A 20434-nucleotide genomic window follows, 5' to 3' on the forward strand; every position below is an offset into this window, starting at 1 on the left:
AGACAGCTCAAAACTGGCTCGAAGCCTTCGCCGTCTACCACAATTCACGCCAAACTTAACGCGACCCGCCGGCCACCACCGACAACACTTTTGCCCGCCCGGGAGTCGCTGACGTATGAGCGATCACACCGGTCCGTCGACCGACGAGGCCGGCGAAACCGGCGACTCCGCCGCGGACCGGTCGCCTCCGGAGAGCGGCGACGCGGAGGGCGACGAGGGGTCCGGGGGCCGGCCGGAGGGCGAGACGGACGGACCGGGCGAGACGGACGGACCGGGCGAGACGGACGGACCGGGCGAGACGGACGAACAGGACGAACCGAACGAGACGCCGGCTGCCGCGGATCGAGACGCGTCGGCCGACGACACGGAGGCGGGCGAAGCGACCGGCGAGGGCGACGGGGACGTGCCGCGAGACGTCCGCAAGTACGAGCGGTTCACGAAGATGGACGGGGCGCGCTACGAGCGCGTCAACGAGTTCCTCCGCGACCGGACGTACATCACGGCCCGCGAGTGGGCCATCGCTCGACTCTGTGCCGATTTCCGGACGGAGACGGGCGTCGAGATGACGAAGATCGGCGAGAACCTCCCCGAACTGGTCCCGTTCATGACGGACACGTACACGCCGCAGGCGGTCAACCAGGCCCGCTACTCCTTCGAGGAGAAGGTGACGAAGGCGGGCGCGACGTTCCTCTACGGCGCGATGTCCGGCTTCTTCACCGCCGAGGACTTAGACGAGATGATGTACGAGGTGACGGAGGTCGCGAAGTTCCTCCTCGAAGTCGAGGGCGTCGACCTCGCGGTCGCCGACGAGTTGGAGGCCGAAGACAAGATCAGCGAGGTGATGCGCGACGTGCGCGCTTCGTCGGCCGACCTCCGCGGGGAGGAGGTCCGGTGTCCCGAGTGCGGGCACGTTCACAGCCCGGCAGAAGAGTGACCGTGGACCAGTTTCCCAAGGCGCTCGACGCGACGCCGGACCCGACCCTCGTCGTCGACAGCGAGGGCGTCGTGCGGGCCGGAACGCCGAGCGTCGAGTCGGTGTTCGAACTCGATCCGGACGAGCTCACCGGCACCGCGGTCGCAGACGTGTTTCACGACCCGGACGAGTTGGAGTGGGAGGAAGCCGCGTCGGTGACGCCGTTCCAGCCCGACGGCGACGAGAGCGACGTGGCGGTCGAAGACGACTTCGGCAGCGACGAGACGGCGGTCGACGACTCCCGTCACGACGTGGCGGCGCTGATCGACGCCGTGCGCGCCGGCGAGGCGCGGTCGCTGGCCGACGGGTTCGAACTCGCCGTGCGCCGCGGCGACGGCGTGTTGGTGCCGGTTCGAGTCAGCGTGGGGCCCTTCGAGCTCGACGGCGACGCGTACGCGGTCGTCACCGCCATCGACGTCTCGAACGAGTGGACGCGGCAGTTGGCGCTCCAGCGCCGCACTGAGACGCTCGAATCCCTCCACGAGGCGACGCGGGAGCTGCTGAAGACGACCGAGAGAGAGGCGGCGGCCGAGGCGGCGGTGACGTACGTCGACGACGTGCTCGGCCATCCGATCGTCGCGATCTGGCTGTACGACGAGGAGACCGACGCGCTCGAACCGGCCGTCTGGACCGACACCGCCGAGGCGGTCGTCGGCGACCACCCGACCTTCGACGCCGACGACCAGAGCATCACGTGGGACGTGTTCGAGAGCGGGGAGCCGACCTACGTGCCGGACGTCAGCGCCGACCCCGACCACTACAAAGACGACGCGACGATCCGGAGCGAGCTCGTCGTCCCGCTCGGTCGGTACGGAGTGTTGAACGTCGGCTCGACGGAGCCCGACGCCTTCGACGACTCCGATCTGGCCGTGGCGCGCATCTGGGCGGCGACGGTGACGATGGTGTTCGTCCGCATCGAGCGGGAGCGACAGCTCCGGCGGCGCGAGGCGGAGGTGGCCCGCGAGCGCGACCGCTTAGAGGAGTTCGCCAGCCTCGTGAGCCACGACCTGCGGAGCCCGCTCAACGTCGCCGCCGGGAACCTCGAGATCGTCACGGCTCGGCTCGCACAGCAGTCGGTCGACGTCGACGAACTCGACGCCGTCGAGCGCTCGCTCGACCGAATGGACGCGCTCATCGAGGACCTGCTGGCGCTGGCGCGACAGGGCGCCGGCATCGACGAGACCGAGTCGGTCCCGCTGGCCGACCTCGCCGCGGAGTGCTGGGGGACCGTCGACACCGCCGACGCGACGATCGCGGTCGAGACGGACGCCGTGGTCGCCGCGGACCGGAGCCGGCTGCGGCAGGCGCTGGAGAACCTCTTCGTCAACGCGGTCACCCACGCGGGCCCGGACGTCGCCGTCACGGTCGGCGCGCTCCCGGACGGCGACGGCTTCTACGTCGCGGACGACGGCCCCGGGATCGACCCCGCGGACCGCGAGGAGGTGTTCGAGGCGGGCATGACGTCGGACCCGGAGGGGACCGGCTTCGGGCTGAAGATCGTCGCCGAGGTCGCCGAGGCGCACGGCTGGACGATCGAACTCACCGAAAGCGAGAGCGGCGGCGCCCGGTTCGAGTTCCGCGGCGCCGACATCGAGTCGAGCGGTTCCGAACGAGACGAGTAGGCGATCGGCGCGTCCCCGGCGGGCGGGCGATCGGCGCGTCCCCGGCGGGCGGTCAGTCGTCGGCCGTCGCCTGCCCCGCCGCGTCGAGACCGTCGCCGTGGTCGGGGACGGTGCCGTCGTCGTTCCAGCCGCGGATCGCGTAGTACTCCGAGAGCGCCGCGTCGAACCCCTCGATCGCCTCCGCGTACGGGAGGGTGTCGTCCGAGCGGTCGAAGCCGCGGGCGTTGTTGAACGCGCGCTCCAACTCGACGATCCGGGCGCCGAGCGACTGGAGGTCGTCGTAATGGGCGTCGAGGAGGGCGGCGAGGCGGTCGTCGGTGACGGTCCCCCGCGAGAACTTGCAGACGACCGCCGAGTCGAGGACCGCGTTGCGGTTCTCCTTTTCGACCAGCTTCGGCGGCTTCCCGTCGAGTCCCGTCGGGTCGAGGGCGTCGTCGGGGTCGACGAGCGGGTACTCGTAGGGGTAAAACTCCCCGTACATGTGGTCCGCGCCGCGGTTCGCGGTCGCGAACGCGAGGCCCTGGCCGTTGAGCGCGCGGCCGTCGTGGCCGGAGAACTCCATCCCCTTCACCGTCCAGTCCTCGGCGCCGAACTCCTCGCTGGCGCGGTGAACGCCCTCCGCGAGCTTGTCGCCGACCCCCTCGCGGTAGGCGATCTGCTCGACGAGCGAGCGGACGAGCCCCGCGTTGCCGAACTCGTCTTCGCTCTCTAGGAACATCGAGACGACGTCGCCACAGGAGATGGTGTCCATCCCGAGCTCGTCGCACAGCTCGTTCGCGCGCATCACGTCGACCACGTCGTCGACGCCCGCGTTCGAGCCGAACGCCATCACCGTCTCGAACTCCGGCCCCTCCGTCTCGACGCCCGTCTCCTCGTCGCGGGTCGGGAGCTTACAGGCGAACGCGCAGCTCGAACAGGTCCCCTTCTTGTACTTCTTCTCCTCGACCCGGTCGCCGGAGATGCCCTCGACGCCCTCGAAGGAGGTCTCGGCGAAGTAGTACGACGGGAGCGCGTCCACCTCGTTGGCGAGCTCCGTCACGCTCGTCGTCCCCTGCCGTTTCATTATCGAGTCGGAGGTGGCTGCCTCGCGGTGGACCTCGCCCGCCTCGTCGGGCCAGTCGACGTCGACACCGGCGTCCGCCTCGCCGTCGAAGGTCAGCGCCTTCACGCCCTTCGACCCGAGGACGGCGCCCAGCCCGCCGCGCCCGAACGCCCGCGTGTCGGAGGTCATGACCGACGCGAACCGCACCTCGTTCTCGCCCGCGGGACCGACGCAGGCGACGTGTTCCGGTTCGAGGTCGTGGCTCTCGGCGAAGCGGTCGGAGACGGCCGACACCTCGGCCTGTTCGAGGTCGGGCACCTCCTCGAAGGTCACGTCGGGCTCGCCGTCCTGACCGACCTCGCGGACGTGGACCGCGAGCAGCTCGTCGCTCGCGCCGACCAGCTCGACCGCGGCGTACCCCGCGCCCGTGAAGTTCCGCGAGAGGAACCCGCCCGCGTTCGACGACAGCAGGCCGTTCGTGAGCGGCGAGAGGCCCGTGGCGGCCATCCGACCGGTGTAGGAGGTCGCCGAGTACTGCATCGGCCCGGTCGAGAGGTAGAGCCGGTTCTCCGGGCCGAGCGGGTCGGCGTCGAACGGGATCCGGTCGTACGCGAGCGACGTGTTGAGCCCGCGACCGCCGAGGAACGACGCGAGCCGGTCGCCGATCGGCGTCGTCGACGCGGTCCGCTCCGTCAGGTCGATCGTGAGGAGCGGCCCCTGTGCGTGTCTCATGGGCGTACGGAGCGAGCGCGCGGCGATAAAACTCGGGGTGAGATCGCGGTCGACGTGGCCGCGGGCGACGGCGGCCTACCTGACCACCGTCACCGGCGCCGCCGATCGCCGAACGATCTTCTCCGCGACGTTGCCGACGAGCAGCCGGTCGGCGAGGCTGCCGCCGTGGCTTCCGACGACGACCGCGTCGAAGTCGTCGGTCATGTTCAGCACCGCTCGGGCGGGGTGACCGACCCGAACGACCGTCTCGATCTCGCGGTCGGACTCGGCCGCGATCTCGCGAGCGCGGTCGAACAGGTCGCTCGCCGCTTCTTGCGCGGCGGCTTGCGGATCGTCGGCGAGCGCGATCCCGGTCGCACGACCCATCATCGATGACGGCTCACCGACGACGTGGAGTACGGTGATCGCGGCGTCCCGGTGTACCTCGAGCGCGTACCGGAGCGCCCGCTCCGCCATCTCCGAGCCGTCCATCGGGACCAGCACGCTAGAGATCATACGATATCTACGCGTCAGGCGAGTATGAAACCAGGTGGTCGGTGATTCTGTGGTGTCCCGAGCACGTTCCGAGATGGTAGCGTAGGGATGTCGGCGACGAGAATCAACCGACGAACGGCACGAAGAGGAAGAACCCGTACGAGAGCAGCAAGGCCACCGACGGGCCGATTATCCACATCGAGACGTACTTCAGGATCGCTCGCGGGTTGAACAGGTTACCGGCGTTGAGCGCCGCTTCCGACTCCGGTTGGCCGATGGGATTCGTCGTGTCGCCGTTCGAGGCGGTGATCGCGCCCGTCGATATCTCCGCGTCCGAGCGGCCCGTCACCACGTCGCTGACCCTGACGGGACGCGTGGCCCGCCCCCATCCGAGCCCGACGATCGTCATCACCATCGCCATCACGAGGCTTATCGGGATTCCCGCGTACGAGAGCGCGGTCGTGATCGTGGCGGCGGTCGTCATCACGATGAGCGCGGCCAACAGCGGAATGTCGCTCAGTTCCGTTCCGACCGACTCCATCGTCCGACGCGCGATCGTGAACCCGCCGACTCCGATCGCGACGGTCGCGAGAGCGATCGCGTTCACTTCGCCGACCGCGCCGCTGCTCACGAGCGGTGCGACCGCGTTCGGAACGTTGCTCGCGCCGGCACTGAACGCCATATAACAGCCGATGGTCAACACGAGCGCCGTAGTGGCGAACTCCCGTCGGTCCGTGTTCGGTCCGTACGCGGGACGCGGGACCGGACCGCTTCGGTCGAGGACCAGAAGCGGTCCGTCGGAGACTCTGATCGAATACCGTCGGTCGAGCTCGGGATAGACGTAGCGCCCGATCACCGCGCCGATCCATAGTCCGATGATCGGGGTGACGATCCACCACGAGACGATCGAGCCGATGGTTTCGTAATTGAGCGTTTCGGTTGCGAGCCCGAGTCCGGCGATAGACGCGACCGTCGTCATCGAGGTCGGGACGGGGACGCCGAAGACGTTCGCGATGAGGATGCCGAGACCGATGAAAAACAGCACGCCGACCCCGGCTTCGAGCGTTATCGGGATCGTGATGATGTCTCCCGCGAGCGTGTCCATGACGTTTCGTCCGACCGTGATCCCGCCGAGAAACACGAAGAACGTCATCAACGCGGCGGCCGCGGTCTTCGAGAGGATGCGCGCGCCGACCGCCGGTCCCCACGCGATGCCGGTCGACGACCCGCCGATATTGAATCCGACGAACAACGACGCTGCGACGCCCGCAAAAAGGACGAGACCGATAGCCATGGTCGGTAATCACCGGTAGTAGGAATAAGCACACCGATGCGACCGTAATAATATGAATAAGTTATGACGCGCCGCCGCGCGGTACGCCGCTCGTGAAACGTTCGACCCGGTCTACGAGGCGGCCCCGGGTCGAACCGCGTTCAGCCGTCGAGGAGGTGGTGTGTCACCGCCTCGGCCCCGGACGCGGCGGTGTCGAGCGTCGCGACCCGGAAGGAGTCGTCGGCGCCCTCGACCGGGATCGGGAGCCCGCCCGGGTTCACGCGGACGGTCCCGTCGCGCGCCTCGACGCCGTGGGCGTGGGTGTGGCCGTGGAACACGTAGTCGTAGTCGCCGCAGTCGACGAGCGCGTCGACGAGCATCTCGCTCGTCCCGTGCGTGACCGCGACGTCGACCCTGTCGGTCCCGGTCGCCTCGCTCCCCGCCACGCCGTCGAACGAGAGGTGACCGGCCTCCCCGTGGTAGGTGCCGAACGAGTCGACGGTCGACTCGACCGCCCACTCGCCGTCGTTGTTCCCGCGGACGGCGTGGAACGCGAAGCCGGCGTCGAACGGCGTCACGGAGAAGGGCGCGACGAAGTCGCCGCAGTGGACGACGGCGTCGACGCCCTCGCGCTCGAACAGCGAGACGGCAGCCTCGACGGCGGCCAGGTCGTCGTGGGTGTCGGAGACGATGCCGATCAGCATACCCGTCGGGACGGGAGCGGGCCACTTCAACCTGCGCTCGGAGGCGCGTGGCGCGCGGCCCGCCGCCTACTCCCCGGTCAGCGCCTCGCTCGCGGGGGCGAAGTCGATGGTTTTCCCCCGGCCCGCGTCGGCGGCGCGCTCGTAGAGCATGTGCGCGGCCGCGACCGTCTCGATCCCCGTCCCCCCGGAGTCGAAGACGGTCACCTCGTCGTCGCCCGTCCGACCGGGGTGGTCGCCCGCGACGACCTCCCCCAGATCGGCCGTTATGCCCGTCTCCTCGTCGACGAGGCCCGCGTCGACCGCGGCGATGAACGAGCCGGCGTCCTGCGTCGCCCGCGCCCGGAGGTCGGGGACGTACGTGGCCCGCGCGACGAGCTCCGGAGGCAATTCGTTCTTCGTCGGATCGTACTGCCCCATCGCGGTGACGTGCGTCCCGGGCCCGACGTCGGCGTCGGCGATCACGGGGTCGCTCGCGGTCGTCGCCGTGATAACCACGTCCGCGTCGTCGAGGGCGTCAGTCGCGCTCGCGACCGCCGACACGTCGGCCGCGAGCCGGCCGTCGAACGACGCCGCGAACGCCTCGCGGTTCTCGGCGGTCGGCGAGAAGACGCGGACCGACTCGAACTCGCGGACGGTCGCGGTCGTCGCCAACTGGCCGCGCGCCTGCGCGCCGCTGCCGATCACGGCGAGTTCGGTCGCGTCGTCGCGGGCGAGCGCATCCACCGCGACCGCGCCCGCGGCGCCCGTCTTGAACGGGTTCATCGACGCGCCGTCGAGCAGCGCGAGCGGTTCGCCGGAGTCGGCGTCGAAAAGCGGCGTCATGAACCACGCGTCCTCCGCGCCGAAGCCGGCCGAGTAGGCGTACCCGCCCATCGCGCCCGTCTCCGGGAGGACGGCGGCGTAGTTGGTGAACATCCCCGGCGGGTCGCGGTTGAGCAGCTTCGTCCGCGGCTCGGCGGGCGCGCCCTCGCCGATCTGGCGGTAGGCGTCGCGCACGGCGGCTACGTAGTCCGCCGGCACCGCGAGGTCGTCGACGTCGGCGCTCGATAGGAACAGGGCGTCGGTCATACCCGGCCCCTCGGGGCGCGGGGACTAAACGGTACAGGACGCGGCGGTCGGTGCGGGAGACACCGCGCCGGCCCGTCGCGCGACCCGATCGTCAGTCGGCGGCGCTTCCGCCCGACCGCTCCGCGGGCGCGCCGTCGGTGACTGGAGTTCGGACGAACATCGCGTGAGCCGTCACCGCGGCCGCGGCGACGGCGCCGACGGGAAGCGCCGCGGACGGCGACAGTCCGATCAGGGTGAGGAGGCCGGTCACACCGATCAGCGCCGCCGGGATGAGCCCGAGGACGTAGTCGTAGTATCCAGTCATGTGTGCGTTGAATACTAGTGGAAATTCGATATTAAATCTTTCTCTGGGTTCGGCGTGATCACTTGCGATAGGACAGCAATAGTACCCATAACTTATGAGCGGATCACCGTCCCCGGAGACGGTCGAGCGGAGCGGACGCGAACGGAGTGGAGCGGTCGAGCGAGTGGCGGAGGAAAGACGGCGCGGCTTCGAAACGGGAACGAGAACGCGAAGCGCTACCGGACGCGGAAGTACAGGGCCCGCCAGCCGCCGAGCGCGACCGATCCCAACACGAGCATGACGGCCGCGAAGGCCAGCTCCGCGCCGCCGCGGAAGACGAACGCGCGGAGCCCGAGCCCGACGAGCGCGGCTGGGATCCACGACCGAACGACGAGCGGCACCGACGACTTGGCGGTCTCGACCGCGCCCGCGGAGTAGGCGCCGACGAGCGGCGCGACGGCGACCCACGCGATCAGGAAGGGCGCGAACACGCCGGGGAGGTACAGCGGATTGGCGGTCAGGAACTCGACGGTCTGATGGTTGAGCGTCCCGACGGTCAGGAGGACCACCAACGCGATCAGGTCGCCGACGACCAGCGGGACGGCGCCGCGGTCGAGGCGGTTAGCGAGAAACGACGGAGCGTCCATACCGACCCGTGGGACCCGCCCCCACTTTTACGCACGGATCTGTCCCGCGGCACGGCAGGGGTGTCGATCGCGGCCGGCGAGAGCAGGGCCCCGTCAGGCGGTCACTCGTACAGCGGGTTCGCCTCGCAGAGTTCGACGACGCGCTCGCCGACCTCGTAGATGACGTCCTCGCTGTCGACGTCGTCGACGACGCGGAAGATCAGGTCGCCGACCTCCTCGATGTCGTCGGCGCCGAATCCGCGCGTGGTGAGCGCGGCGGTCCCGGCGCGGATCCCCGAGGGGTCGAACGGCGACCGCGTCTCGCCCGGCACCGTGTTCCCGTTGAGGACGATGTTCGCGGCCGCGAGCGCGTCCTCGGCGTCCCCGCCCGAGAGGTCGGGGTGCGAGTCGCGCAGGTCGGCGAGCACGAGGTGGTTGTCGGTCCCCCCGGAGACTAAGGAGAGCCCGTGGCCCTTGAGCGTCTCGGCGAGCACCTCGGCGTTGTCGACGACCTGCTGGGCGTACTCGTCGAACGCGGGGTCGAGCGCCTCCTTGAAGCCGACGGCCTTGCCGGCGACGTTGTGCATCAGCGGCCCGCCCTGCCCGCCGGGGAAGACGGCGCTGTCGATGTCGTCGGCGAACTCCTCGTCGCACATCACGATCCCGCCGCGGCCGGCGCGGATCGTCTTGTGGGTCGAGCCGGTGACGAAGTCGGCGACGCCGACCGGCGAGGGGTGGACGCCGGCGGCGACGAGCCCGGTGATGTGGGCGATGTCCGCGAGGTGGTACGCGTCGACGGCGTCGGCCGCGGCCTGAATGCGCTCCCACTCGACGGTGCGCGGGTACGCGGAGTAGCCCGAGACGATGATGTCGGGATCGAACGACTCGGCCGCCTCGTGGAGCCCCTCGTAGTCGATGTAGCCGGTCTCGGTGTCGACCTCGTACTGCTCGACCTCGTACATCTGCCCGGTGAAATTCGCGGGGTGGCCGTGCGAGAGGTGCCCGCCGTGGTTCAGCTCCAGCGAGAGGATCTTGTCGCCGGGCTCTAACACCGAGTAGTACACGGCCTGGTTCGCCTGCGTGCCCGAGTGCGGCTGGACGTTGACGTGGTCCGCGCCCCACAGCTCCTTCGCCCGCTCGATGGCCAGCTCCTCGACCTCGTCGGCGTACTCGCAGCCGGCGTAGTAGCGGGACCCCGGATAGCCCTCGGCGTACTTGTTGGTGAGGACGCTCCCCTGCGCCTCCAGTACCGCCTCGCTCACGTGGTTCTCGCTCGCGATCATCGCCAGCGTCTCCTCCTGTCTGTCGCGTTCGCCGGCCAGCGCGTCGGCGACCGCCGGGTCGACCTCCCGGACGTGCTCGTTGTCCATGTATGAACGCGGGTGCGATCGCGCATTAATCCTTCCGTCGCGGTCGAGAGCGGGATTCGCCGCGCTCGTTCGAGCCGCCGCCGTGACCGGGGAACCGGCGGTCAGGCCGCCCTCGCGGTCCCCGAATCGGAGCGCCCGCGATCCGATCAATCGGAGATGAGTCTGATCTCCGGTTTTCGGCGTCGTGAGGCCCCCTACGTAAGTTGTTGGATCTTCAAATCCCGTTAATATTAAATACGCAACTGGCTTTTATACCGAGAGACATATGGTGTCGAATTTACTCGCGGCCGACGTCGAGGCGGCGCTCGAAGCGGCGTTCGCCGGGGACGACGACGAGCTCCTCGTCGTCGACCCCTCGGCGGAGACGATCGTATCGCTGGTCGAGACCGCGGTCGGGCGCGACGAGCTGCCGGCGCTGTCGATGCTCGCCGACGAACGCACCCTCAAGGACGTGTTAGACGACTTCGTCGTCGCGTCCCGCGCCGCCGACCTCATCGCCGACGGCGACCTGGACCTCCGAGTGCTCGACGGCGCCGTGGACAACGCGCTGTTCGTCTCGCCGTCCCGCGTCGTCGCGCTCGTGAGCGCCGGGGACGGCGTCGCCGCGCTCTCGACCGACGACGGCGACTTCGTCGACGAGGTGTACGACAACCACCGGAGCGCGTTCGACGACGCGGAGCCGTACGCGCTCCGCACGCCGGCTATCAGCCGGGTCCGCGAGACGATGGAGGCCGAGATCGGCGACGAGGCACGCGCTGACTTCGACGCCGTCCTCGAGGCGGTCGAGCGGGGCCGCGACGACGGCGTCGACCTCGACGAGGTGACCGTCTCCCTGCTCGTCGCCGCGAAGAACGACGTGCTCCTCTACGACATCTCGAAGTGGGGCGAAGACGTCGGCATCGCGTCGAAGGCGACGTTCTCGCGGACCAAGACGCGCCTCGAAGACCTCGGGATCATCGACACCGAGAAGGTCCCCATCGACGTCGGCCGCCCGCGGCTCCGCCTGAAGCTGGGCGACGAGCGCCTCCGCGGCGTCGACGCCGAGGAACTGGCCGCCGCGGCCGCCGAGATGATGGCCGCGACCCCGGCCTGACCCCGCGGCCGGCTGACTCCGCGGCCCGCCTGAATCCGCCCCGTCGTTCGCGCTGCGCCGCCGCGTCTGCCGCCGCCCGCTCTCTCTCACTGCTCTCTCCGTTGTTCGCTTCCTCGCGGTCGCCGCGTTCCCGTCGGTCGTGACCGCCGCGTTTCGCCCGCCGCGGCCAGACCGGAGGCGTCTGCGCGCGTCGCGGACCCGCGGCTTTTTTTCAGCGCCTCGCGTCGACTGTGGCATGGACATCGGACTTGTCGGCGACGGCCCCGCGGTCGAGGCGGCCGCGGCGGCGCTCGACGACGTCGAGGTGAACGCGATGCCAGTCGAGGCCGACCTCCTCGACGGGTTCGACCTGGCGGTGGTCGTCGACACCGCCGGGTCGGCGGCGTTCGCGACCGCGAACGAGCTGCTCGACCGGTGGGTCGCCGTCGAGGTCGGCGGACTCGGCGGCGTCCCCCTCGAGGACCTCGACGCCGCGGTGACGGTGTTCGACGACGCCTGTCACGACTGCCTGCGCGCTCGCGTCGAGAGCGGCGACCCCGATCCGGTCGACGCGCCGACGGGGCGCCGGTCGGCGGTGCGCTACGCCGGCGCGCTGGCCGGGCGACGGGCGATCCGGCTCCTCGCCGGCGACGCGGTGGCGGACACCGTCGTCGAGGTGCCGGGCGGAGAGCGGACGCTGCTGCCCGTGCCGGGGTGCGGCTGCGGTGCGGATCCGGGCGACGCGCTCCCGCGCGAGCACGTCGAGCGAGGGCTCGACGACGCGATCGGCCGCGCGGAGCGCGCCGTCGACCCCCGTCTCGGCGCGCTGAGCGAGGTCGGCGAACAGGAGTCGTTCCCGGTGCCGTACTACGTGGCTCGGATCGCGGACACGACGCCGTTCTCGGACGCCGACGCGGCCGACTTCGGCGGGGGCGCCGCCGCGGGCTGGGACGCCGCGTTCATGAAGGCGCTCGGCGAGGGGTTAGAGCGGTACGCCGCCGGCGTCTACCGGGCGGCGTCGTTCACGCGCGCACCGGCGTCGAACGTCCCGAGCCCGGTGACGCCGGAGGCGTTCGTCCGCCCCGACGGCGCCGAGGCGTACGACCGCGACGACCGGCTGCCGTGGGTCCGCGGCGAGCGCCTCGCGACGGGCGAGCCGGCGAGCCTCCCGGCGGAGTTCGTCCACTTCCCGCCGCCGGAGCGCCGGTACCGGCCGCCGATCACCACCGGGCTCGGGCTCGGGAGCTCCGGGCCCGACGCCGCGCTCTCGGGGCTGTACGAGACCGTCGAGCGCGACGCGACGATGACGAGCTGGTACTCCACGACGGAGCCGCTCGGCCTGGACGTCGACGACCCGGGGTTCGCCGAGTTGGAGAAGCGGGCGCGGGCGGAGTCGCTGTCGGTGACGCCGCTGCTCGTCACGACCGACGTGGACGTGCCCGTCGTCGCGGTCGCGGTCGAGCGCGAGGGGGACTGGCCGCGGTTCGCCGCGGGGTCGGGCGCCGACCTCGACCCGGCGGCCGCGGCCCGGAGCGCCCTCGCCGAGGCGCTCCAGAACTGGACCGAACTCCGCTCGATGGGCCGAGAGACGGCCGACGAGCAGGGCGCGGCGATCGGCCACCACGCGGACCGGCCGAGCGAGACGGCGGCGTTCTTCGACCCGGACGCGACCGTCTCGACGGAGGGGGTCGGCGAGCCGGACCTGTCCGGGGAGGCGGAGCTCGACGCCGTCGTCGACCGCGTCGAGCGCGTCGGCCTCGACCCGTACGTCGCGCGAGTGACCACGCGCGACCTCGCGACGCTGGGCTTCGAGGCGGTGCGCGTGCTCGTGCCCGGCGCACAGCCGCTTTTCACCGGCGACCCGTTCTTCGGCGACCGCGCCAGCGAGGTGCCGCGGTCGATGGGGTTCGAGCCCGCGCTCGACCGGCCGTACCACCCGTTCCCCTGAGTCGGGCGGGTCCGAGCGGGGAGACCTCGCAACGCCGCGTCCACGTTCCGGACTGCCCGCTCCCGCGGATTTAGGTGTCTCCGGGTCGGCGGAGGTCGTATGGACGTCGTACCGGACGCGGACGCGGAGTCGGCCGAGGCGGTCGACGGCGTGTTCCTCACGCAGGGGGCCGTCGGCGAGGAGACGAGCATCCAGCGGTTCGAGATCGAACCGGGCGAGACGGTGCCCGAACACGACCACCCGCACGAGCAGATCGGGACCATCACCGAAGGCGCGGTGACGTTCGTCGTCGACGGCGAAGAGCGGGTCGTCGAGGCGGGCGACACCTACGTGATCCCGGGCGACGAGCCCCACGCGGCGGCGAACCGCGGCGACGAGACGGCCGTCGGCTACGACATCTTCTCGCCGCCGCGGGCGAACCCGGACTGGCAGGAGTAGCGGGGCGGCCGGACCCGAACCGAAGGTGCGAGCGGGGCGATCGAGGAACCGTCGTCGCGGGCCGCGTCCGTCCGCGACACGGGCAAGACGTACCGGACCGAAGGTGTGTTAGTGCTCGGGGCCCGATAGCCTGTAATGGGAGTCCAAGAACAGTACCCGTTCGACGTGGAAGCGCTCCGCGCCGACTTCCCGATCCTCGATCGGAAGGTCGGCGGGGACCCGGAGACGCCGGGCGAAGGCGCGGACGACGACACGCCGCTCGTCTACCTCGACAACGCCGCGACCTCGCACACGCCCGACCCGGTCGTCGACGCGATTTCGGACTACTACCGCGGTTACAACGCCAACGTTCACCGCGGGATCCACCAGCTGAGCCAGGAGGCGTCGGTCGCCTACGAGGAGGCCCACGACACGGTCGCCGACTTCATCGGCGCCGAGGGGCGCGAGGAGATCGTCTTCACGAAGAACACGACGGAGGCGATGAACCTCGTGGCCTACGCCTGGGGGCTCGAAGAGCTCGGCCCCGGCGACAACGTCGTCCTCTCGGAGATGGAACACCACGCGTCGCTCGTCACCTGGCAGCAGATCGGCAAGCGGACGGGCGCCGACGTGCGCTTCATCGACGTCACCGACGAGGGGCGACTCGACATGGACGACGCCGCGACGCTCATCGACGACGACACGGAGATGGTGTCGGTCGTCCACGTCTCGAACACGCTCGGCACTGTGAACCCGATCGGCGAACTGGCCGACATGGCGCACGACCGCGACGCGCTGATCTTCGCCGACGCCGCGCAGTCGGTCCCGACGCGACCGGTCGACGTCGAGGACCTCGGCGTCGACTTCCTCGCCTTCTCCGGCCACAAGATGTGCGGGCCGACCGGGATCGGCGCCCTGTACGGCCGAGAGGAGGTCTTAGACGACATGCAGCCGTACCTCTACGGCGGCGACATGATCCGGCGGGTCTCCTTCGAGGACTCCACGTGGGAGGACCTCCCGTGGAAGTTCGAGGCCGGAACGCCCTCGATCGCACAGGGGATCGCCTTCGCGGCCGCGGTCGAGTACCTCGAGGAGATCGGCATGGACCGGGTCGAAGCGCACGAGGACCTGCTGACGGCGTACGCCTACGACGAGCTCGAGGCGCTCGGCGGGGTCGAGATCTACGGGCCGCCGGGCGACGACCGCGGCGGGCTCGTCGCGTTCAACGTCGACGGCGTCCACGCGCACGACCTCTCCAGCATCCTCAACGACTACGGCGTCGCGATCCGCGCCGGCGACCACTGTACGCAGCCGCTCCACGACGAACTGGGTATCGCCGCCTCCGCGCGGGCCTCGTTTTACGTCTACAACACCGTCGAGGAGGTCGACGCGCTCGTCGACGCCGTCCGCGAAGCGCGCGACCTGTTCGCGTAGGCGGCCTCGCGGCGTCCGCGCGAGGCCGATGCGCGCCGTCGCAAAAATATCCGATTCACGTCTTGCGATCGCTCGGTAGTATTACCCGACAATCGTCGTCTTGAGGCGTGAGAACGGTGATCGCGGAATTATTATGTTCGGCCCGCGCAAATAACGGACGAAGAATAATCACAGCGCCTGTCGCCCGTCGTCTCTCGTCGAGCCGTCGCCGCTGTACGCCACGAATGACCGATTCAACCCAACGGCCTGACCCAGCCCCCGACGACACCGCAGCCGACCGCTCCGAGACGCCCGACGAGGAGCCGATCACCGTGCTCCTCGTCGAGCCCAACCCCGGCTGTGCCGAGCTCTTCGCGGCGTTCGCGGCGCGGGCCGACGGACGGTTTCGGGTGAACGCAGTCGAGCGGCTGCCGGACGCGCTCGACGCGGTCGCGGCCGGTGTCGAGCGAGGCGACGAGTGGGTCGCGGTCGACTGCGTCGTCGCCGAACACCGGCTCCAGCAGGGGTCGGGCGTCGAGCTCGCGGCGCGGCTCCGAGAGCGGGGCGACGACGTCCCGGTCGTGTTCCACACGACGTGTCCGAGCGACGACGCGGAGGCGGCGGCCTTCGAGGCCGGGGCGGACGCGTACTTCGAGAAGGGCGCCGGGCGCGGGCGCTACGTCGCGCTGCTCGATCGCGTGCGGTCGCTCGTCGAGGAGCGCGGGGTCCGCGATCGGCGCCCGAGGTCGGAGGTCGCCGCGCGGCCCGACGCGCTCGGAAGGACGGGAGCGGCGCTCCGTTCGGAGGAGTGACGACGGGACGGCGCGCGGAGCCGCGAAGGCGACACGGCGCGCGGAGCCGCGAAGGCTACGCGTCGCTCGGAGAGTGACGGCAGAGGGGTCAGTCGTGGCCCGGTCGGCGAGTTACCGTTCGAGGTCGACCGTGAGGTCGGTCGCGATCCACGCGTCGGTGTTGCCCTGTTCCGCGAAGACGGTCCGCTCTTGAGAACAGCGGGTCGCGGCGACGGTCGGCCGTTCGTCGGCCGCCGGTTCGGCGTCCCGCTCGATCCGGTCTCCCGTTGTCATTACCGGTCCGTCAGGGGCCGGTGGTGTTATAGATTTCGGTCGGCCTAAACCAGCGGCGGCGATCCGGGCAGGGGATCGGAGGGCCTTACGTCGCGGCGGTCGTTCGGCGAGCCGTGACCGATACACTGTTCACGCCGCTTACGCTGCGCGACACGGAGTTCCGAAACCGCGTAATGCTCTCGCCCATGTGCCAGTACTCCGCGGACGACGGGCTGGCGAACGACTGGCATCAGGTCCACCTCGGCGCTCGGGCCGCGGGAGGCGCCGGCGTCGTCATCACGGAAGCGACCGCCGTCGAGCCCCGCGGCCGGATCACGCCCGACTGTCTCGGTATCTGGTCCGACGAGCACGCCGAGGCGCTCGAGCCGGTCGTCGACTTCGTCGCGTCGCAGGGCGCGACGCCGGGGATCCAGCTGGCTCACGCCGGGCGGAAGGCGTCCCACCACCCGCCGGCCGAGGGCAGCGGTCCGATTCCGGCGGACCGCAAGCGGGGCTGGGAGACCGTCTCCGCGACCGACGAACCGTACCCGAGCGGCGACCGGAGCGAGTCGGGGGATCCGGCCGCGACCCGTCGACTGGACGCCGAGGGGATCGACGAGGTGATCGCCGCGTTCGCGGCCGCCGCGGAGCGCGCACGCGACGTCGGCTTCGAGGTCGCGGAGGTCCACGCCGCCCACGGCTACCTGCTCCACCAGTTTCTCTCGCCGGTCACCAACGACCGCGACGACGCCTACGGCGGGAACTTCGAGAACCGCGCCCGTCTCCTGCGGGAGGTCGTCGAGGCCGTCCGCGAGGTCTGGCCCGACGGCAAGCCCGTCTTCGTCCGCATCTCCGCGACGGACTGGCTCCCCGACCGCGACTCGTGGGACGTCGACGACTCGGTGCGGCTGGCCCCGCTCCTCGCCGAGGCCGGCGCCGACCTGATCGACGTCTCCGGCGGCGGGATCCACCCCGACCAGCAGCTCCCGAGCGCCGGCCCGGGCTACCAGGTGCCGTACGCCGAGGCGATTCGCGAGGGGGCCGACGTGCCCGTCGCCGCCGTCGGCGGAATCACGGAGCCGACCCACGCCGACGCCCTCGTCAGGAACGAGCGCGCCGACCTCGTCGCGCTCGGTCGAGAGATGCTCCGGCACCCCCACTGGCCGCTGGAGGCCGCCCACGAGCTCGACGCGGACGTCGAGTGGCCCGTCCAGTACCGCCGCGGGCAGTTCGAGTGAACGGCTCGGTCATCCCGTCCGCCGTCGCCCCGACCGCGTGAGAACCCCACGCAGGCGCCGGGAAGACTTATCGGGCTCGCCGGTGGCGACCGCGTATGGACGGTCTCGACTACCGACCCTTCCCGGAGGAGCGCGACGACGAGTTCAGCGCGTTCATGCGGTACGCCTTCTCGCCCGAGGACGGGCCCTACGACCCCGAAGCCGACGACGACGACCGCGAACACCTCGCCGAGTACCGCGGGCTCTTCGACGGGGACGACCCCGTCGCGGTGTGTGGGCACCACGACTTCACGCTCCGCGTTCGGGGCCGCGACCGCGACGCGGCCGGCCTCTCGGCGGTCGCCTCCCCGCCCGAACACCGGCGGCAGGGGCACATCGCTCGTCTCCTCAGCGAGTCGCTGACCGAGTACCGGGAAGACGGGGTGTCCCTCTCGGTGCTGTGGCCCTTCGAACACGCCTTCTACCGACGGTACGGCTGGGGGACCGTGAGCCGGTTCCGGTGGCTGAAGGCGCCGCCCGAGCAGTTGGCGTTCGCGGCCGCCGGAGCGGACGCTCCGGGCGGTAATTCCGGTGAGGCGGGCCACTTCCGACGGCTCGACGCCGACGACCACGACGCGGCCGCCGAACTGCTGGCCGCGACCGCCGAGCGCTACGACTTCACGATGGCGCGGACCGAGGCGTGGTGGCGCGAGCGGACCCTCCGCGGGTGGAAGACCGACCCGTTCGTCTACGGCTTCGAGCGCGACGGCGTGCTCCGCGCGCTGCTGTCGTACACGTTCGAGGAGCGCGACGACGGCGACGGGACGGAGATGGTCGTCTCCGACGCCGCGGTCGCCGACCCCGCCGAGTGGGACCAGATCTTCCGTTTCTGCCGGGACCACGACTCGCAGGTCGAACGCGTCCGGCTCCGACTCCCCGTCGACGTGAGCGTCCTCGACCGCGTCGAGGACCCGCGCGCGGTGACCGAGGAGGTCCGAGCCGGCCCCATGTTCCGGCTCGTGGACGCCGCCGACGCGCTCGCCGAGTTGGCGCCCGACCCCGATCTCGACGCCGCGTTCACGCTCGCGGTCGAGGACCCGCTCGTCGACTGGCACGACCGACCGATCCGGGTCGAGGTCGCGGACGGCGAGGTCGACGCCGAGCGCGTGGACGCTGCCGACGCCGACACCGGCGGCGACGAACGGCAGGACCCCACCGACGCCGACGTGACCGCGGACATCGACGCGCTCTCGCAGCTGTACGCCGGGTATCGAAGCGTCGGCGAGCTCCGCGCGAACGCCGCGCTCGACGTCGACGCCGCGGCCGCCGAGACGCTCGCGGCCGACCTCGCGGCCCTCTTCCCGCCGCGGCGGACGTTCCTCCGAGAAGGGTTCTGAGCGGTCGCCGGGAGGCGGCGGTCGGTCGGAGGCGGGGCGCTGCCGGGCTTTTTACGCGCTCGCGCCGTAGCGGGCGGTATGAGTTCCCGCGACCGACGCGACGACGACCTCGAGGAGCGGCTCGACGAGCTCGAGGACGTGCTCGGCGAGCTTCGCGCCGACCTCCGAGAGACCGAACGCGACCGCCGCGGTCCCCCGCGGCCGCCCCGTCTCTCGGAGCTGGTCCGGTTCACCGAACAGTACACGATCCCGACGATCATCGCCCTGCTGGAGACGACGATCAAGTCCCTCGAACTGCTTCGGGGGACCCTCCGGCTCGCCGACCCCGGCCGGAGCGTCGCCGAGGGGGCAGAGGGCGCGGGGGACCGCCTCTCTGAGGTCCGGGACGGTGCGACCGCCGGCCTCTCGCGATCGCTCTCGGAGCTCCGGACCGCGCTGTCGGAGGCCGACCTCCCCGAGGAGGCCGCCTCGCGCTCGATCATCGCCGACGCCCGCGACCTCACCGCGGAGATCGAGTCCCGCATCGACGAGGGGCGTCGAGAGGCGGACGCGGCGCGAGACCGCCGCTCGGGGACGGAGCGGAGCGCGGACCGGGACGGCGGAAAGCGACGAGACGCGGCGCAGTCGACCGAGGACGGCGCGAGCCCGGTCCGGATCGACGTGACCGAACCCGGCGAGGACGCCGACGCGGAGTCGCCGGACGCCGACGGCGACGCCGAGACCGACGCCCCGGAGGTCGACGTCGAGTCCGAGTTGGAGTCGATAAAGAAACAGATGGACGACGACCGGACGGCGGCCGCGGACGCGGCGGACGCGGCGGAGGAGGCGCCGGCAGACGCCGATCCGGCAGCGGACGAGGACGCGACTGCGGCCAGTCAGGACGGCACGGACGACACCGAAGCGGACAGTTCGGACGACACGGACCACGCCGACGACGAACACCGCGACGACCCGGCGAACTGATCGGCGGCGTCAGAAGGACGCGCCGAAGCGGTCGGAGACGCGCTCGGCGGAGTCGCGGAGCAGCGTCGCGTCGTCGGTGAAGACTTCCAGCGCGACGGTGCCGTCGAAGTCGGCGAGTTCGGACGCGACGAGGTCGTAGTCGACCTCGCCGGCCCCGATCGGAACGTGCGTGTCGCCGCGGCGCCGCACGTCGTGACAGTGGAGGTGCGAGACGCGGTCGCCGTGGTCCCGGAGGAACCGCCCGATCGCCTTGTTGCCGCCCTCCATGTACGCGTGGCCGACGTCGAAACAGACCGGCGTGTCGGTCTCGCGCGCCATCTCGCCGAGGACGGAGAGCTGGAGCCCGGCGTGTTGGTGGCCGACGTTCTCGACGACGACCTCGACCCCGGCTTCGCGGCCGGCGTCGGCGACGCGTCGAAGCTGGTCGGCCGCCGTCTCCCGGAAGTCCACGTCGTCGCGGTCGGCGGAGGTGGCGTGGAGGACCGCCTTCTCCGCGCCGAGGTCCCCGGCCGCTTCCAGGAGCCGGCGCTGGTAGTCGACGATGGCGTCGTTCACCTCGGGGACGTATGTCGCCAGCCGCTGGCTGTACGGGAGGTGGACGAGCAGGTCGCGGCCGGCGAGCGCGTCGGTCAGTCGTCGGGGATCGATCTCGCCCGGGACGAGCGTCGGCTCGCCGACGCCGAGTTCACAGAAGTCGAACCGCGTCGACGACGCCGCTAAGCGGTCGAGGTCGTCGCCGACCGTGAGGCCGAGGTCCATGTCGGCAGTGCGGTCGG

General features: G+C 70.9%; 20 protein-coding genes. 10 read left to right on the forward strand and 10 right to left on the reverse strand.

All coding sequences use genetic code 11. The features are described from left to right. Positions 1-115 precede the first annotated feature (115 nt). Together ABDZ89_RS00005 and ABDZ89_RS00010 are read left to right on the forward strand one after the other, a co-directional pair. Positions 116-934: a DUF5806 family protein gene (locus ABDZ89_RS00005; RefSeq protein ID WP_343775256.1), complete on the forward strand. Its 819-nt coding sequence runs from the start codon at positions 116-118 to the stop codon at positions 932-934. Then, a complete protein-coding gene (locus ABDZ89_RS00010; RefSeq protein ID WP_343775259.1) occupies positions 931-2595 on the forward strand; it encodes an ATP-binding protein in 1665 nt (554 codons plus the stop codon). Before ABDZ89_RS00005 ends, ABDZ89_RS00010 begins: the two co-directional genes overlap by 4 nt. Before the next feature lie 52 nt (positions 2596-2647). On the opposite strand, the gene ABDZ89_RS00015 is transcribed toward ABDZ89_RS00010, so the two are convergent. From ABDZ89_RS00015 to glyA, 8 genes are all read right to left on the reverse strand, one after another. Next, the gene (locus tag ABDZ89_RS00015) at positions 2648-4369 is read right to left on the reverse strand and encodes an aldehyde ferredoxin oxidoreductase family protein (protein WP_343775262.1); all 1722 of its coding nucleotides are present in this window, start codon (positions 4367-4369) and stop codon (positions 2648-2650) included. 75 nt (positions 4370-4444) lie between these two features. Continuing rightward, a complete protein-coding gene (locus tag ABDZ89_RS00020) occupies positions 4445-4864 on the reverse strand; it encodes a universal stress protein (RefSeq protein WP_343775265.1) in 420 nt (139 codons plus the stop codon). A gap of 103 nt (positions 4865-4967) precedes the next feature. Continuing rightward, entirely contained in the window at positions 4968-6137 is a 1170-nt protein-coding gene (locus ABDZ89_RS00025; protein ID WP_343775268.1) for an inorganic phosphate transporter, read from the reverse strand. A gap of 140 nt (positions 6138-6277) precedes the next feature. Then, the gene (locus tag ABDZ89_RS00030; protein ID WP_343775271.1) at positions 6278-6820 is read right to left on the reverse strand and encodes a metallophosphoesterase; all 543 of its coding nucleotides are present in this window, start codon (positions 6818-6820) and stop codon (positions 6278-6280) included. A gap of 66 nt (positions 6821-6886) precedes the next feature. Further along, the gene (locus tag ABDZ89_RS00035; RefSeq protein WP_343775274.1) at positions 6887-7888 is read right to left on the reverse strand and encodes an ornithine cyclodeaminase family protein; all 1002 of its coding nucleotides are present in this window, start codon (positions 7886-7888) and stop codon (positions 6887-6889) included. Positions 7889-7979: 91 nt separating this feature from the next. Further along, the gene (locus tag ABDZ89_RS00040; protein WP_343775277.1) at positions 7980-8192 is read right to left on the reverse strand and encodes a DUF8015 family protein; all 213 of its coding nucleotides are present in this window, start codon (positions 8190-8192) and stop codon (positions 7980-7982) included. Positions 8193-8407: 215 nt separating this feature from the next. After that, the gene (locus ABDZ89_RS00045) at positions 8408-8818 is read right to left on the reverse strand and encodes a DUF3054 domain-containing protein (RefSeq protein ID WP_343775280.1); all 411 of its coding nucleotides are present in this window, start codon (positions 8816-8818) and stop codon (positions 8408-8410) included. A 101-nt stretch (positions 8819-8919) separates the two neighbouring features. Then, a complete protein-coding gene (gene glyA / locus ABDZ89_RS00050) occupies positions 8920-10167 on the reverse strand; it encodes a serine hydroxymethyltransferase (RefSeq protein WP_343775282.1) in 1248 nt (415 codons plus the stop codon). Between the two features lie 265 nt (positions 10168-10432). Here glyA and tbsP point away from each other — a divergent pair, with 265 nt between their 5' ends. From tbsP to ABDZ89_RS00075, 5 genes are all read left to right on the forward strand, one after another. Further along, entirely contained in the window at positions 10433-11260 is an 828-nt protein-coding gene (gene tbsP, locus ABDZ89_RS00055; RefSeq protein ID WP_343775285.1) for a transcriptional regulator TbsP, read from the forward strand. 235 nt (positions 11261-11495) lie between these two features. Then, positions 11496-13187, forward strand: a complete 1692-nt coding sequence (locus tag ABDZ89_RS00060) for a YcaO-like family protein (RefSeq protein WP_343775288.1) — start codon at positions 11496-11498, stop codon at positions 13185-13187. A gap of 99 nt (positions 13188-13286) precedes the next feature. Continuing rightward, a complete protein-coding gene (locus ABDZ89_RS00065; protein ID WP_343775290.1) occupies positions 13287-13625 on the forward strand; it encodes a cupin domain-containing protein in 339 nt (112 codons plus the stop codon). A 135-nt stretch (positions 13626-13760) separates the two neighbouring features. After that, positions 13761-15038 carry an aminotransferase class V-fold PLP-dependent enzyme gene (locus ABDZ89_RS00070; protein WP_343775293.1) on the forward strand — a complete coding sequence of 426 codons (1278 nt, stop codon included), beginning with the start codon at positions 13761-13763 and terminating at the stop codon, positions 15036-15038. A 224-nt stretch (positions 15039-15262) separates the two neighbouring features. Then, positions 15263-15829, forward strand: a complete 567-nt coding sequence (locus tag ABDZ89_RS00075; protein WP_343775296.1) for a response regulator — start codon at positions 15263-15265, stop codon at positions 15827-15829. Between the two features lie 111 nt (positions 15830-15940). Here ABDZ89_RS00075 and ABDZ89_RS00080 read toward each other — a convergent pair whose 3' ends face one another. Next, entirely contained in the window at positions 15941-16102 is a 162-nt protein-coding gene (locus tag ABDZ89_RS00080) for a DUF7331 family protein (RefSeq protein WP_343775298.1), read from the reverse strand. 113 nt (positions 16103-16215) lie between these two features. Here ABDZ89_RS00080 and ABDZ89_RS00085 point away from each other — a divergent pair, with 113 nt between their 5' ends. From ABDZ89_RS00085 to ABDZ89_RS00095, 3 genes are all read left to right on the forward strand, one after another. Continuing rightward, positions 16216-17319 (forward strand): NADH:flavin oxidoreductase/NADH oxidase, encoded by a 1104-nt coding sequence (locus tag ABDZ89_RS00085; protein ID WP_343775300.1) that lies wholly within the window; start codon positions 16216-16218, stop codon positions 17317-17319. Positions 17320-17414: 95 nt separating this feature from the next. Continuing rightward, a complete protein-coding gene (locus ABDZ89_RS00090; RefSeq protein ID WP_343775303.1) occupies positions 17415-18695 on the forward strand; it encodes a GNAT family N-acetyltransferase in 1281 nt (426 codons plus the stop codon). 78 nt (positions 18696-18773) lie between these two features. Continuing rightward, complete coding sequence (locus tag ABDZ89_RS00095) at positions 18774-19658, forward strand: DUF7547 family protein (RefSeq protein ID WP_343775306.1); 885 nt, start codon at positions 18774-18776, stop codon at positions 19656-19658. Between the two features lie 9 nt (positions 19659-19667). Here ABDZ89_RS00095 and ABDZ89_RS00100 read toward each other — a convergent pair whose 3' ends face one another. Further along, positions 19668-20417 (reverse strand): sugar phosphate isomerase/epimerase family protein, encoded by a 750-nt coding sequence (locus ABDZ89_RS00100; RefSeq protein WP_343775309.1) that lies wholly within the window; start codon positions 20415-20417, stop codon positions 19668-19670. Between the last annotated feature and the right edge of the window lie 17 nt (positions 20418-20434).

Origin of the sequence: Halorubrum ejinorense (genome assembly GCF_039522565.1) — an archaeon.
GTDB classification, from domain to species: domain Archaea; phylum Halobacteriota; class Halobacteria; order Halobacteriales; family Haloferacaceae; genus Halorubrum; species Halorubrum ejinorense.

What these genes read in the sequence shown, in the direction of transcription:
- ABDZ89_RS00005 (WP_343775256.1), top strand. Translation starts at nt 116, where the DNA reads ATGAGCGATCACACCGGTCCGTCGACCGACGAGGCCGGCGAAACCGGC.
- ABDZ89_RS00015 (WP_343775262.1), bottom strand. Translation starts at nt 4,369, where the DNA reads ATGAGACACGCACAGGGGCCGCTCCTCACGATCGACCTGACGGAGCGG.
- ABDZ89_RS00020 (WP_343775265.1), bottom strand. Translation starts at nt 4,864, where the DNA reads ATGATCTCTAGCGTGCTGGTCCCGATGGACGGCTCGGAGATGGCGGAG.
- ABDZ89_RS00025 (WP_343775268.1), bottom strand. Translation starts at nt 6,137, where the DNA reads ATGGCTATCGGTCTCGTCCTTTTTGCGGGCGTCGCAGCGTCGTTGTTC.
- ABDZ89_RS00030 (WP_343775271.1), bottom strand. Translation starts at nt 6,820, where the DNA reads ATGCTGATCGGCATCGTCTCCGACACCCACGACGACCTGGCCGCCGTC.
- ABDZ89_RS00035 (WP_343775274.1), bottom strand. Translation starts at nt 7,888, where the DNA reads ATGACCGACGCCCTGTTCCTATCGAGCGCCGACGTCGACGACCTCGCG.
- ABDZ89_RS00040 (WP_343775277.1), bottom strand. Translation starts at nt 8,192, where the DNA reads ATGACTGGATACTACGACTACGTCCTCGGGCTCATCCCGGCGGCGCTG.
- ABDZ89_RS00045 (WP_343775280.1), bottom strand. Translation starts at nt 8,818, where the DNA reads ATGGACGCTCCGTCGTTTCTCGCTAACCGCCTCGACCGCGGCGCCGTC.
- glyA (WP_343775282.1), bottom strand. Translation starts at nt 10,167, where the DNA reads ATGGACAACGAGCACGTCCGGGAGGTCGACCCGGCGGTCGCCGACGCG.
- tbsP (WP_343775285.1), top strand. Translation starts at nt 10,433, where the DNA reads ATGGTGTCGAATTTACTCGCGGCCGACGTCGAGGCGGCGCTCGAAGCG.
- ABDZ89_RS00060 (WP_343775288.1), top strand. Translation starts at nt 11,496, where the DNA reads ATGGACATCGGACTTGTCGGCGACGGCCCCGCGGTCGAGGCGGCCGCG.
- ABDZ89_RS00065 (WP_343775290.1), top strand. Translation starts at nt 13,287, where the DNA reads ATGGACGTCGTACCGGACGCGGACGCGGAGTCGGCCGAGGCGGTCGAC.
- ABDZ89_RS00070 (WP_343775293.1), top strand. Translation starts at nt 13,761, where the DNA reads ATGGGAGTCCAAGAACAGTACCCGTTCGACGTGGAAGCGCTCCGCGCC.
- ABDZ89_RS00075 (WP_343775296.1), top strand. Translation starts at nt 15,263, where the DNA reads ATGACCGATTCAACCCAACGGCCTGACCCAGCCCCCGACGACACCGCA.
- ABDZ89_RS00080 (WP_343775298.1), bottom strand. Translation starts at nt 16,102, where the DNA reads ATGACAACGGGAGACCGGATCGAGCGGGACGCCGAACCGGCGGCCGAC.
- ABDZ89_RS00090 (WP_343775303.1), top strand. Translation starts at nt 17,415, where the DNA reads ATGGACGGTCTCGACTACCGACCCTTCCCGGAGGAGCGCGACGACGAG.
- ABDZ89_RS00095 (WP_343775306.1), top strand. Translation starts at nt 18,774, where the DNA reads ATGAGTTCCCGCGACCGACGCGACGACGACCTCGAGGAGCGGCTCGAC.
- ABDZ89_RS00100 (WP_343775309.1), bottom strand. Translation starts at nt 20,417, where the DNA reads ATGGACCTCGGCCTCACGGTCGGCGACGACCTCGACCGCTTAGCGGCG.